General features: G+C 44.7%; 9 protein-coding genes and 1 pseudogene. 1 reads left to right on the forward strand and 9 read right to left on the reverse strand.

All coding sequences use genetic code 11. From position 1 onward, the window contains the following. The first annotated feature begins 49 nt into the window (after window positions 1–49). Entirely contained in the window at window positions 50–523 is a 474-nt protein-coding gene (locus CGB83_RS03825) for a hypothetical protein (protein WP_100074606.1), read from the forward strand. On the opposite strand, the gene CGB83_RS03830 is transcribed toward CGB83_RS03825, so the two are convergent. The 9 genes and pseudogenes from CGB83_RS03830 to bglX all read right to left on the reverse strand — a co-directional run bounded on the left by CGB83_RS03830 (window position 520) and on the right by bglX (window position 13,378). Continuing rightward, complete coding sequence (locus CGB83_RS03830; RefSeq protein ID WP_100074607.1) at window positions 520–1,428, reverse strand: AEC family transporter; 909 nt, start codon at window positions 1,426–1,428, stop codon at window positions 520–522. The two genes, CGB83_RS03825 and CGB83_RS03830, sit on opposite strands and share 4 nt — an antisense overlap. Before the next feature lie 152 nt (window positions 1,429–1,580). Next, the gene (locus CGB83_RS03835) at window positions 1,581–4,067 is read right to left on the reverse strand and encodes a beta-mannosidase (protein ID WP_100074608.1); all 2,487 of its coding nucleotides are present in this window, start codon (window positions 4,065–4,067) and stop codon (window positions 1,581–1,583) included. An 842-nt stretch (window positions 4,068–4,909) separates the two neighbouring features. Beyond that, window positions 4,910–5,572, reverse strand: coding sequence for a copper homeostasis protein CutC (locus CGB83_RS03840; RefSeq protein ID WP_100074609.1), 663 nt, complete (start codon window positions 5,570–5,572; stop codon window positions 4,910–4,912). Window positions 5,573–5,624: 52 nt separating this feature from the next. Further along, window positions 5,625–6,620: an isoaspartyl peptidase/L-asparaginase family protein gene (locus CGB83_RS03845; protein ID WP_100074610.1), complete on the reverse strand. Its 996-nt coding sequence runs from the start codon at window positions 6,618–6,620 to the stop codon at window positions 5,625–5,627. Window positions 6,621–6,645: 25 nt separating this feature from the next. After that, window positions 6,646–8,892 carry a beta-N-acetylhexosaminidase gene (locus tag CGB83_RS03850; RefSeq protein ID WP_100074611.1) on the reverse strand — a complete coding sequence of 749 codons (2,247 nt, stop codon included), beginning with the start codon at window positions 8,890–8,892 and terminating at the stop codon, window positions 6,646–6,648. Between the two features lie 70 nt (window positions 8,893–8,962). Continuing rightward, window positions 8,963–9,616, reverse strand: coding sequence for a CoA transferase subunit B (locus CGB83_RS03855; RefSeq protein ID WP_100074612.1), 654 nt, complete (start codon window positions 9,614–9,616; stop codon window positions 8,963–8,965). Window positions 9,617–9,688: 72 nt separating this feature from the next. Further along, window positions 9,689–10,387 (reverse strand): CoA transferase subunit A, encoded by a 699-nt coding sequence (locus CGB83_RS03860; protein WP_100074613.1) that lies wholly within the window; start codon window positions 10,385–10,387, stop codon window positions 9,689–9,691. Window positions 10,388–10,534: 147 nt separating this feature from the next. After that, window positions 10,535–10,945, reverse strand: a complete 411-nt coding sequence (locus CGB83_RS03865; RefSeq protein WP_100074614.1) for a hypothetical protein — start codon at window positions 10,943–10,945, stop codon at window positions 10,535–10,537. Between the two features lie 106 nt (window positions 10,946–11,051). Beyond that, a pseudogene (gene bglX / locus CGB83_RS03870) lies at window positions 11,052–13,378 on the reverse strand (beta-glucosidase BglX). Window positions 13,379–13,468 lie beyond the last annotated feature (90 nt).

Consider the following 13,468-nt stretch of genomic DNA (forward strand, 5'->3'; position numbering starts at 1 on the left):
TGCAATTATTTCTTACTTTTAAAGCTGTAATATCCATCTGAAAGATCCCATGAAAAAACACCTTTGTATTGTTGCCTTATTTTTCACGTTCCTGATTCAGGCCCAGGAAAATATCATTCTCAAAAAGAATGAAATAACCATTCCGCTGGGAAAGAAGATCATCCTCATCCCTGAGTTGGAAGAACACAAAGTCATTGCTTTCAAAAGGATTTCTGAAGATGACATCACAGAAAAAAAAGATATTTTCCTGATCCTGAAAAACTTCAAAAAGAGCAGCCTTAATGATAACACGATTGAATTTGAATTTTCCGAATCGGAAATGATGAAGTCTCCCATTATCACATTGGTTACAGTACAGAAAACCGGTAAAAAGATGGGTTTTAAGGCTAAAATCAGGTTGAAAGGGTCTCCGCTATATCAGCCGACCTCCATTGTACCGGCACACAGCAATATGGTTTCCGTAGAACAGTGGAATGATCCTGTCGATTCTATTTTCCTGTACGATTTTAAACTGGAAGATTAGAATAACAGTACCGTTATCTGGTACCAGAGCGCAGAAGTTATGAATCCGACGATGATGCTGAATCCGATAATCAGGTTGGTAAGTTTCGTATTGAGCCTGAACTGTTCTGCAATAATGCTGGAAGTAACTACTGTAGGCATCGCAGCTTCGAAGACCGTAATTTTTGCCACATCCCCTTTAATGCCAATCAGCAGCGCCAGGCCCAGAACGATCGCCGGCGCCAGGATAAGTTTGTAGAGCATAGATACGGACATCTGAGGAATGAGCTTTTTCCATCCGTTGAATTTAAGCTGCAACCCGACAGAAAACAAAGCCAGCGGACTTACCGTGGCGGCAAGCTTGTCGAAAAACGGTTCTGCAGCAGTAAAATCGATATACCTCGACAATACCAATGCTGCCAGGCAGCCTAAAAGCGGCGGGAAGGTCAGCAGCCTTTTGAGAATAAATGCCGCACTTACTTTTCCTGATTTGCTTCCACCACGCACAGCCGCAATAATTCCCAGCGTGGAAAGGGCAAAAAACATCGTCTGGTCACAGATGATCGCAATGCTTAGCAGGCTTTCCCCGTAAAAAGCGCTGATCAGAGGAAAGCCGATGAACGAGGTATTGCTGTAGCCGCTCACCAGTTCCATGGTACTTCTCGACCTTTCCGAATAGCTTTTGCTCCTGCTGTATATTTTCATCACGAAGAAACAGACCACCGCGATGAGAAAAGTGGCGACAATAGGAAAAAGCATTTCTTTGGTCCACTGCACTTTAGGCAGGTATTTAAAGGAAACCGCAGGAAGCGCAAGGTACAGGATCCAGGTATTGATCCCTTTATGCGCATCCGGGTGAATAGACTTTGTTGCCTTAAATACCATACCTGCAAGGATACAGACTGCGATCAGAACAAAATTAACCATAGTTGACGAATAGGGTGCTAAGGTACAAATGAAAGATCTTTCAAGGGTAAAATATCATTCTTTTTTTGCAGCAACCATCCTGAAAATAAGGCATGATGATCTGCAAACAGGAATTGAAAAACCCATCTAAAGATCAATCCATACTTCCGGATTTAATTCATCGTATCCCATAACGTCATCACTCTTATTTGCTCCAAAGGTTTTGACAGGATGATCTTTTTTGAGGTATTGGGAAGCACATCAAAAAAATTATCGCTGAAATGGGTATTTCCGATCAGGTAAACATCTTTAGCCAGAACATCAGTAGAAACCTCTATTTCTGTCGGGGATATTTTCTTTACGCGGACGTTGGGTTTAACCAGCTTTAAATCTTTTGGCTTAGAGAAGAAATAGTTGCTTTCCGTAATCATATGATTTTTTGCATCCTTTAGCATTATATGCAAAAAAATCTCATTTCTGTCCGCCTCTCCAATGATTTCTTCCAGCGAAAAAGAATCCAATTTCAACACTCCGTTGGGTTCCAAAGTTTTCGTATCAGCGGTTCCTGCCGAACCTTTTTTCTCCCCATTCAAGGTCAGGATATCAAAATCCAACGATACATTCTCAAACGTTTTCAATTCATCATTGATCACATAAAAGTTTAAGACTTCATTTTTTTCTTCCGGTAAAATCACCTGATTTGCAAAGCTTCTTTTCACTTGGTAATTCAGTGCTTTCCAGTTGCCCAGGTAATCGACGGATGACCAGGAAACTACCGGCCAGCAGTCATTCAGCTGCCAGTATAAAGTCCCCATATTGTACGGCCGCGCCCGGCGGTGGGCTTCGATGGCGACCTGCATTCCGCGGGCCTGCAAGAGTTGGGAAACATAATTATACTGAGTAAAATCTGCCGGGACTTTGTAATCGCGTGCCATATAGGTATTGATGATCTCCCAGCCCCGCGCATGTTTCTCATGGGCTTTGATCACGGCGTTATCCAGACTTAGATCCGGTTTTCCCGAGAACATGGATCTGGTGGTTTCAATCGTTGGCATTCCCTGGAAACCGTATTCCGACATAAAGCGCCCCACTTTCTCATTGTATATTTCAAAGGGCTGCTCGCCCCACCAAACTCCCCAGTAATGGGAATCGCCTTCGGTAAGGCTTTCTTTATGGCCCCAACCGATCGAGGGTGAACTCGGCCAGTACATGGCTTTATCGGAGGCTGCATATTTTTTTACCGCATTGGGAATGACTTCATGGAATATTTTCCTGTAGTCTTTCCATACCTGCATTGAATCTTCCCCGGAATATTTGAACTGCTTCTGATAGCCCCAGTTGACAATGGCTTCATCCACTTCATTGTTTCCGCACCACAGAGCCAGCGAAGGATGATTCTGAAGCCTTCCCACCTGGTCTTGTACTTCTGCTTCCACATTCTTCTGAAAAAGTTCGTCTGCCGGATAGAAACTTCCTGCAAACATAAAGTCCTGCCACACCAGGATCCCGTTTTCATCACAGGCTTTATAAAATTCATCATCTTCATAGATCCCGCCGCCCCAGACTCTGACCATATTCATATGGGCTTCCTGACAGTCCCGGATAAGTTTCTGATATTTTTCTTTCGTTATTCTCGGTGAAAAACTGTCCGCGGGAATCCAGTTGGTCCCTTTGATGTACATCGGATTTCCATTCACTTTGAAATAAAACGATTTTCCATGCTCATCTTTTTCCTGTACAAGTTCTACCGTTCTCAAACCAATTTTCTGAAAACGTTCATCTACAGTTGCAGCGCCTTGCTTTAGGGTCACCGACAATTCATACATGTCCGGCTTCCCCCATCCGTTCGGCTGCCATAGTTTCGGATGATTGATTTTGTATGGCAATACAACAACATTCAGTCCCTGTTTTAAAGCCACTTTTTGGGATTTATAGTTGACATTCAGGATATAATCTCCCGCCTTTTCCGCAATAATTTCTGCCCGTATGTTCAGTTCTGCTTTCTGTTTTGTTAATGATTTCTGCTCAATCCTGACCTGCTTCAGCCTGGCCTGGTTCCAGAAATTCAGGTGTACGTCTTTCCATATTCCTGCTGTTACCAGCCTGGGTCCCCAGTCCCATCCGAACTGGTATTGTGCTTTCCTTACGAAACTCCTGGGCGATTCCGGCATCATGAAAGGAACCTTTTTGGCCAGTTCTTTCCCCGCCTGTACCGCAGACCTGAATTTTACCTGTACTGTATTATCACCTGCTTTGAGGTATGTTTTAACAGGAATTTCCCACGTCCTGAACATATTGTCCGTGGTTGCCACCTGTTTTCCGTTAATATAAATTTCCGAGAAAGTATCCAGTCCATGGAATACCAAATCAATGTTCCGGTTTTCCAGCTCCTGTGAACTGACCTTAAAAACAGTCCGGTATTCCCAGTCTTCATTTTCAACCCACTGGACTTTCTTTTCATTCTCATCTTTAAAAGGATCGGGAATGATGCGGTTCTGCATGAGGTCCAGATGAACCGTTCCGGGAACCTTTGCCGGAAGCCAGGTATGGTCCTTGGTGTTTTTAAACTGCCACTGTTCTGAAGACAGGTTCCGCTCGGAAAACTGGGCATCCATAAAAGAATAAATGAAAATAAAGGCAAAAAGTAATGTTTTGTTCATGGTACAATTTAAGTAAATCGGATGAAATGGTAAAGGCCATTTGTAGACCTCAAAAATACTGATGTTTATGAATTTATTATTAACCACAAAAGTCACAAAAGTTTTTTTGACACTTTAGAATTTATGAAGAGAAGAGCTCTGAAAAAAGAAGAATACATAAGTTTAAAAAATCTACGATTTTTTTAATGCATGAAAATCTTTGTGATCTGTTAGATCCGCGAGAGTTAAAAATTGAGCATAGCGTTGGATAATCAATAGCTTCAGTTTGTGAAATATCCATAACAGTGACAAAAGTTTTTTCACACATAAGAATAATGAAGAAAAAAGCTTTGAAAAAAGATGAACACATAAGGTTAAAAATCCACGATTTTTATATGCGTGAAAATCTACGTAAACCGTGAGATCTGTCAGAGTTTAAAATTAGGCACAGCTTTGAATGATCAGTAGATTCAGCTTGTGAAATAACCATAACAGTGACAAAAGTTTTTTCACACATAAGAATAATGAAGAAAAAAGCTTTGAAAAAAGATGAACACATAAGCTTAAAATCTACGATTTTTTTAATGCATGAAAATCTTTGTGATCTGTTAGATCCGCGAGAGTTAAAAATTAAATACTATCACTATTTTGACCGTCACTTCGAGTAACGCAGCAAAGCGGAGTGTATCGAGAAGTTTCTGAATACTAGTTCGCTGTCAACACTTCTCGATAAGCTTTCCAAAACTTTCCTATTCGAATAAACAGATGATTAATTTTACACAGTAGTAAAGTAACCTTTACCGGCTGTCTGGACTTTGACTTTCTTTCTAAAGAAGCCTATAATTTAATTTTTGCGTTCAATATTAAGCATTCTTCAACGCAACCACCTCATCAGCATCAGCGACAGCTCCGCCGTCCGTAATAGCCGAAGAGTGAAAGTATGTTGCTTTGGTAAACTCCCGGATGCCGGCAATATTGGCAGAGCGCAGTCCGCCGCCGACCAGGATTTCAATTCTTCCATCAGATAATTCCACCAGCTTTTTTAAATTTTCTTTGCCATCTGACACATTGGGTTTCTGGCCGGAAGTAAGGATCGTTGTAAAACCGCATTCGATTACCTGCTCCAGGGAAGTCTCCAAATCTCCGGCGCGGTCAAAGGCACGGTGAAACGTACAGGGATAAGGTTGCGCCAAGGCAATAAGCGCTTTATTCTGAACGGTATTCACTTCATCATTTCCATCCAGGATTCCGAATACAAAACCATCGACTTTCAAGGTCTTCAGCCGGATCAGATCCGATTTCATCTGTTTAAATTCCTCTTCCGAATACATGAAATCCCCGCCACGCGGACGGACCATCACGAAAATAGGGATGTTGATTTTTTCCCTGAGCTGCTTTACGGTTTCAAAATCAGGGGTGGTTCCGCCTTCGCTCAGCCCGTCACACAATTCGATCCGGTCGGCTCCGTTCTTAAAGGCAATCATTGCAGATTCCGGATTAAAGCAGGCTATTTCTATTTTTGACATCAATATTCAGTGTTTACTTGAATTAATTTTAACTTCTCAATTAAATTTACTTTTATTTCAGGGCAAATTCAGGTTTTTCAAGGCGGTTGCCTTTCTGATCATAGACGGCAAAGTTGAATCCGTCCTGGATGCAGTAAGAGCCATATTCCCCTTTTTTATTCAGGGCAATAAAGCCGACCTGGATGTCTTTCAGGTTTTTGTTTCTTCTTTTGGTAATTGCTACGATTCTTTCTACCGCTTCTTTACAGGCCTGCTGCGGATTCCTGCCCTGCCGCATCAGTTCGACCACCAGATGGGTCCCTACCGTGCGGATCACTTCTTCGCCATGACCAGTTGCCGTCGCCGCTCCCACTTCATTATCCACAAACAGTCCTGCCCCGATGATCGGGGAATCCCCCACTCTTCCATGCATTTTAAAGGCCATACCGCTGGTGGTGCACGCCCCGGAAAGGTTCCCCTGGGCATCGAGGGCAATCATACCGATAGTATCGTGATTTTCAATATTGACAATCGGCTGGTACTGGCTGGTTTTCAGCCATTCCTTCCACTCTTGTTCAGATTCAGGCGTCAGGATGTTTTCTTTTTTAAATCCCTGTGAAAGGGCAAACTGCAAGGCACCGTCTCCTACCAGCATAACGTGCGGGGTCTTTTCCATCACTGCCCTGGCTACGGAAATGGGATTTTTAATATGCTCCAGGCAGGCCACAGATCCGATATTATAATTCTCATCCATAATGCATGCATCCAGCGTTACCCTTCCGTCCCTGTCCGGGCGCCCGCCATATCCTACACTTCTTTCAGTAGGATCTAGCTCTACGAGACGCACTCCTTTTTCTACCGCATCAAGAGCCCGTCCACCTTTTCCTAGAACGGTCCAGGCTTCGGCGTTGGCCTGCAAGCCGAAATTCCAGGTTGACAGGACGATGGGTTTATTAACGGCAGTCAGTTTCTCCTGCACAGGTTCAGTGGCTATCAGGTCCAGTGGGTTCAGCGCCAGCGCCAGTGATGCTACTGCTGATCTTTTTATAAATTTCCGTCTTGAATTCATTGATGGTTCATTTTTAAATCTAAGTTTACAATGCTCCTATTTCGTCCACAAAAAGCCATGCTTTGGAGTCGGCACCAGGATTGCCTGCCGGAATGATGCCTGCATTTTCTATCCTGATTTTAAGGTACCTTCCCATCTGTTGACCGACTTTAAGCTTCATTTTTCCTCCTGCCTTCAGTATGTCGTCTTTATTTGCTTCACCAATGAGCTTAAAATGGCTGTTATCATCAGAAGCGTAGACCTGAGCAGACTTGGCCAGATGGATCCAGCTTCCTTTATTGTCCAAGGTATTGAAATACACTTCCGTGAAATCCGTATTTTTTCCAAGATCGATTGTGGCTACGACATCTTTCCCCTGAAAACCAAGCCAGGTTTTTCCTAATTGCCTTGGATTTCCGATGATGCCATCTACGAGAGTAAATGCTCCCCCGAAAGCATAATTCTCACTCGGCTGCTGTTCCAGCGTAATGGTTTTGCCGGTTGTTTTGGATACCGTAAACTGCTGTGAGGAAACAGCACTTTTCAGCTGTCCGTTTTCAAAGTAGGCTGATTGTATGGTAGAGGATGCTGAAACAGGAATGGCTTTCTCATAAGTCATTGACTGTATTGTAGGATTTTTCCCGTTCAGAGTATAGCGTATGCCGGATGGATTTTGTGAAGTGGAAAGCTCATAGGCTACACCGCCGGCCGCCGGAATGACTTTCCCTGAAATATTGTAAATACTTTTTGCATAATTGACATGCATCCTGTCCAGCTTTTCAAACTGATGGATGACCCTGCCTTCAAATTCCTTGTACTTTTCGGGCTGCGAAGTTCCCCACGCCACTTCGGAAAGAGCCATTATCCTTGGGAAGATCATGTATTGTACCTGCCTGAAATCGGTGATGTATTCGGTCCAGAGGTTGGCCTGGACTCCCATAATGTATCTGGCCTGCTCAGCATTCAGTTCTTCAGGAATGGGATGGTAAGAATAGACTTTATCCAGTGGCGTATACCCTCCGAATGCATTGGGTTCGGCCTGCGGGTCTCCCTGATAATGGTCGAAATAGCAGTAAGCTCCGGGGGTCATAACGGCAAAGTGCTTGGTTTTGGCAGCTTCTATTCCGCCATTCACGCCTGTCCAGCTCATTACGGCAGCATTGGGTGCAAGGCCGCCTTCCAGGATTTCGTCCCAGCCGATGATTTTCCTGCCTTTGCTGTTGACGTATTTTTCAATTCTCTGGATGAAGTAGCTTTGAAGGCCGTGCTCATCCTTAAGGTTATACTTTTTTATAAGTTCCTGGCAGTGCGCACATTCTTTCCATCGGGTTTTCGGACATTCATCGCCTCCGATGTGAATGTAGGCAGAAGGAAATAGTTTGATGACCTCATCCAGCACATTTTCCAGGAAGGTAAAAGTCTCTTCTTTCGGGCAGAACACGTCATCGAACACGCCCCATTTTGTGGCCGGTTCAAAAGGGCCTTTGGTGCACGCGAGTTCCGGATAGGCCGACAACGCTGCCAAAGCATGCCCGGGCATTTCTATTTCGGGGACCACTGTGATATGGCGGTCGGTGGCATATTGCACCACTTCCCTGACCTGTTCTTGGGTATAGAAATAAGGCCCGTACGGTTTCCCGTCAAACGTATTGTCCACATACGCACCGATCATGGATTCTTTTCTTTTGGATCCGATTTGGGTGAGCTTGGGGTATTTTTTAATTTCAATCCTCCATCCCTGGTCATCGGTAAGGTGCCAGTGGAATGTATTGAGCTTGTACATCGCAAGGTAGTCGATGTACTGTTTTACTTCATCAACGGTGAAAAAGTGGCGGCAGACATCGAGGTGCATCCCTCTCCAGGCGAGTTTCGGCTGATCCTGGATTTTCATGGCAGGAATGGTTTTGTCGGCTTTATGTTCTTCCAACAGCTGGATCAGGGTCTGCAATGCCCAAAAATAGCCCTGATCGGTATAAGAAATGATGTGAATACGGTCAGGGGTTATTTCCAGGGTATAGGATTCATTAAGAGCTTCAGCACCTGCGGGCTGTTTCAGCTTAATATAGGTCAGCTGTGCCTCTGTTTTTCCGGATTCCCCGAAGCTAAGACCTGATTTCTGCTTAAAGTACTCTGTTTCCTTAACAGGAAGTCCGGGAGCCAGGCTAAGGTTTCCGGGGATTTTAAATGTACCTCCGGTGATCCTGATGGAAACCGGTTTGGGAATCAGCTGGTCTTGGGCGGAGGCATTCAGGCTTAAAAAGGCCAACGCCATGATGGAAAGGAATTTTTTCATTCAGGATGTAAGAGAATCGGTTTAGATAAAGAAAGCCGAAACAGCACTGGACTGTTCCGGCTGTATAAGGTTAGATCGCCATTTCAGGAATGTCTCCTTCAATAATCAGATCGGCTTCCGTTGCTTTGATGATATCTTCCACAGAAACGCCGGGAGCTCGTTCCACAAGCTTAAAGCCTGCCGGAGTAATATCCAGTACCGCTAATTCGGTAACCACTCTTTTTACGCAGCTAACCCCGGTTAACGGAAGGGTACATTTTTTAAGGATCTTGCTTTCGCCGGCCTTATTGACGTGCATCATAGCGACAATAATGTTTTCGGCAGAGGCCACAAGGTCCATGGCGCCGCCCATTCCTTTCACCATTTTTCCCGGGATCTTCCAGTTGGCAATATCTCCGTTTTCAGAAACTTCCATGGCACCGAGAATGGTAAGGTCTACTTTCTGGCCGCGGATCATCCCGAAACTGAATGCGGAATCGAAGAACGAACCGCCAGGCAGGATGGTGATGGTCTGTTTTCCTGCGTTGATGATGTCGGCGTCCTCTTCTCCTTCGTACGGAAACGGCCCCATCCCGAGCACGCCGTTCTCACTCTGGAATTCCACGGAAATATTATCAGGAACGTAATTGGCTACAAGGGTAGGAATCCCGATCCCCAGGTTCACGTAATAGCCGTCCTTAACTTCTCTGGCAATGCGTTTTGCTATATCTTCTTTACTTAACATAGTAATAATTTGAAATTTTTAATGGGTCAATCCGGATATTGACATTGAGTGCTGGTCTGTTTGCAACCGGGATTATTTTTTCCGGACTGTTCTCTGTTCAATCCTTTTTTCAAACTTCTCTCCCTGGAATATCCTCTGCACCATAATCCCCGGGATATGGATTTCATTTGGGTCCAGCATTCCCGGTTCTACCAGTTCTTCCACTTCGGCAATGGTAATTTTCCCTGCTCCGGCCATAGGATGGTTGAAGTTCCTGGCTGATCCTTTGAACACCAGGTTTCCTGCATGGTCGCCTTTCCAGGCTTTTACGATGGAATAATCTGCTTTAAATGCATGTTCCAGAATATGCGGCTTACCGTCGAAATCTTTCACATCCTTACCTTCGGCTACTTCTGTTCCGTACCCCGCCGGTGTATAGAAAGCAGGGATTCCCGCCTGTGCTGCCCGGCATTTTTCTGCAAGGGTGCCCTGGGGAGTCAGTTCCACTTCAAGCTCTCCGGAAAGCATCTGCCTTTCGAATTCTGCATTTTCCCCGACATAGGATGAAATCATTTTTTTGATCTGTCTTTTATGAAGCAGAAGACCCAGCCCGAAATCATCTACGCCGGCGTTGTTGGAAATGCAGGTAAGATCTTTTACATTGCTTTCTACGAGAGCATTGATTGAGTTTTCAGGGATACCGCAAAGACCGAAGCCTCCAAGCATCAGCGTCATGCCGTCTTCAATGCCTTCTATGGCTTCCTGTGCATTTTTTACTCTTTTATCTATCATGAATATCAGATTTTCTGTTGGCTAAATTTAATGATTTTTCTTATAACTGCACTATCCCGTATTGCCCTGAATCCCACAGCTTTTAAGGACTTACCCTAAAAAAAGAAAACCATTCTCACGAATGGCTTTGGATATCTGAAGCAAAAATTACATTTGCTCATAAACGATTTTATTATCCTTTTTCAACCTGTAACGGTCCTTTTTATACGCTTCCAGTACATAACTGCCGTTTTTCCAGATGGCACCGTTAGCCTGCCTGGCCAGGACCATGCTGCCGGACTTTGCCGCAGGAAGGAAAATTTCAGCCTGTTTCATATCTTTGCTGAAAATAACTCCTGACATAAAAGCTGCACTTCCCGCAGGTTTTGCTTCTTTGAGCCGTATCCTTTGTTCAAACGGCCGTATGCACTTATGACTGATCTTCGAATAGGTATAACCTGCCGAAGCTTTACAGCCATGGGCATCTTTGTCATTACCCACTTTATCCAGTACGATCGTTTTCTGGCCGAAAGCCATGAAGCCCAATACCGTGGCTCCGAATACAATTGCCTTTTTCATATTTTGCTTTTTTAAAATTTGAACTGATCAAAAAATGAACCAAAATAGGGTGCGTTTAGGCCGGCATTCCACAAAAAAGCCACCCGTAAAGAGTGGCTGATGGAATTTATTTCGTCCAGTTGATTTTGAATGCTTCACCTCTTCGGAATTGGTCCCGATCATGATGTCAAATTCTCCCGGCTCCCAGTCGTACTTGAGGTCACCATTGTAAAATTTCAGGTTTTCAGGGGTGATATCGAATGTTACTTTTCTTGATTCTCCTTTTTTCAGCATGACTTTCTGGAAGCCTTTCAGCTCTTTTACCGGTCTGGTGATGCTTCCTACCATATCCCTGATGTACAGCTGCACCACTTCTGCCCCGTCATAGTTCCCGGAATTGGTCACGGTTACGGACGCCTGGATGCTTTGGTTGCCTTTAGGATTGGCATTGGAAACCGTAATGTCTGAATAATTGAATTTCGTATAGCTTAATCCATATCCGAACGGATAGAGCGGTGTGTTGCACTCATCCATATAATTGGAACGGAACCGCTGGTATTCGCATTTGTCAACCAGCTTCTGATCCAGCGGACGACCGGTATTTTTAGCATTGTAATAGATCGGCACCTGTCCAAGGCTTCTCGGGAACGTCATCGGCAGTTTTCCGGATGGGTTTACTTTTCCGAAAAGGACATCCGCGATGGCGCTTCCTGCCTCAGAACCCGGGAACCAGGCATTCAGGATGGCATCCGGTGTATCTTTCACATTGGTTAAGGCTAAAGGACGACCTGTGAACAACACCATAGCAATCGGTTTTCCGGTCTTCTTAAGTTCGTTGAGCAAGTCCACCTGCGACTGAGGGATGGTAATTTCTGTCCTGGAAGAAGATTCACCGCTCATTTCCGCTGATTCCCCGATGGCCAGTACAATGACATCGGCTTTATTAGCTATGTCCACCGCTTCTTTCAGCAATGCTTCTTTTGAACGGTTATCCCGGTCGGTCTTTTTACCGTGTGCCGCGTAAATGTCTTCTAATTTGGCATCGTAATCGATGTTGGCTCCTTTAGCGGAAAGGAATTTCACATCTTTCCCATAATTTGCCTGAAGGCCCTGCATCAGGTTAACGGAAATGGCGTGTTTTGTTGCTACACTCCATGTTCCGGCCATGTTCATTGAATTGTTCACCAACGGACCGATAACAGCTACAGTACCTGATTTTTTCAACGGCAGCACCTGGTTGTCATTTTTCATCAGGACCATGGACTGAGCTGCCACATTCCTTGCAATATTCCGGTTTTCCATGCTGTACACTTCTTTAGCTGCCAATTTTGCATCCCCGTGCTTGTATGGATTATCAAATAAGCCTAAATCATATTTTGCTTCAAGGACTCTTCTGGCTGCCATATCAATTTCAGCCTGGGTTACCTTTCCTTCGGATAATGATTTTTTAAGCGTGGTTAAAAAACCTTCCCCTACCATATCCATATCGATACCGGCTTTCAGCGCCAGTGCAGACACCTGCTGGAGGTCTCCCATCCCGTGGTCTACCATCTCATTGATACCAGTGTAATCCGTTACCACAAACCCTTTAAATTTCCACTGGTTCCTCAGCACTTCAGTCTGAAGCCACCTATTGCCGGTTGCCGGAACGCCATCCACTTCATTGAAAGAGGCCATAACCGAAGCTACTCCAGCGTCTACCGCTGCTTTGTACGGCGGAAAATATTCGTTATACATTCTCACGTGGCTCATGTCCACGGTATTATAATCCCTTCCGGCTTCTCCGGCTCCGTATAAGGCAAAGTGCTTCACACAGGCCAGGATGTTGGTTCCGTTCGCCAGGTCTTTCCCCTGGTATCCATAGACCATATTTTTAGCGATTTCGCTTCCTAGGTACGGATCTTCACCGGAACCTTCGGAAACCCTTCCCCATCTCGGTTCACGGGAAATATCCACCATCGGCGAGAACGTCCAGTTGATTCCGTCTGCCGCAGCTTCTTTCGCCGCTACTCTGGCTGATTGCTGCACCAGGTTCATATCCCATGATGAGGCTAAACCTAAAGGAACCGGGAATGTGGTTTCGTATCCGTGGATCACGTCCATCCCGAAGATCAAAGGAATTTTCAGGCGGCTGTTTTCAACCGCAACTTTCTGCACGGCTTTGATCTTATCTGCTCCTTTTATATTGAATAAACCGCCGACTAATCCCTGTTCCACTTTTTTACCGATGTCTGAGCTCTTCGCCAGCCCGGTGGTAAAATCGCTTGAGCTCGGTAAGTTGAGCTGCCCGATTTTCTCGTCCAGCGTCATTTTGGCCAGAAGGCTTTCAACGAAGGCTTTTTTCTTAGCCTGGTACTGGGCGGTCTGATAAGCCTGAACAGGCTTGGTTACCATTTCCTGTGCCGAAAATACAGGAGCAAGAGCCAAAGTGGCGATTACAATTAACTTTTTCATTACTTCTTCATTTTTTGATATTCGTGAATAATTGACTGATGATCAATATTCTTAAATTATAGTTTCTTTTGGTTTTGATTCTGATTGGTA

The sequence above is a fragment of the Chryseobacterium camelliae genome, from assembly GCF_002770595.1.
Classification (GTDB): domain Bacteria; phylum Bacteroidota; class Bacteroidia; order Flavobacteriales; family Weeksellaceae; genus Chryseobacterium; species Chryseobacterium camelliae.

Bases quoted from the DNA above. Each gene is read 5' to 3' on its own strand.
- CGB83_RS03825 (WP_100074606.1), top strand. From the start codon at position 50: ATGAAAAAACACCTTTGTATTGTTGCCTTATTTTTCACGTTCCTGATT.
- CGB83_RS03860 (WP_100074613.1), bottom strand. From the start codon at position 10,387: ATGATAGATAAAAGAGTAAAAAATGCACAGGAAGCCATAGAAGGCATT.
- CGB83_RS03840 (WP_100074609.1), bottom strand. From the start codon at position 5,572: ATGTCAAAAATAGAAATAGCCTGCTTTAATCCGGAATCTGCAATGATT.
- CGB83_RS03835 (WP_100074608.1), bottom strand. From the start codon at position 4,067: ATGAACAAAACATTACTTTTTGCCTTTATTTTCATTTATTCTTTTATG.
- CGB83_RS03865 (WP_100074614.1), bottom strand. From the start codon at position 10,945: ATGAAAAAGGCAATTGTATTCGGAGCCACGGTATTGGGCTTCATGGCT.
- CGB83_RS03830 (WP_100074607.1), bottom strand. From the start codon at position 1,428: ATGGTTAATTTTGTTCTGATCGCAGTCTGTATCCTTGCAGGTATGGTA.
- CGB83_RS03855 (WP_100074612.1), bottom strand. From the start codon at position 9,616: ATGTTAAGTAAAGAAGATATAGCAAAACGCATTGCCAGAGAAGTTAAG.
- CGB83_RS03845 (WP_100074610.1), bottom strand. From the start codon at position 6,620: ATGAATTCAAGACGGAAATTTATAAAAAGATCAGCAGTAGCATCACTG.
- CGB83_RS03850 (WP_100074611.1), bottom strand. From the start codon at position 8,892: ATGAAAAAATTCCTTTCCATCATGGCGTTGGCCTTTTTAAGCCTGAAT.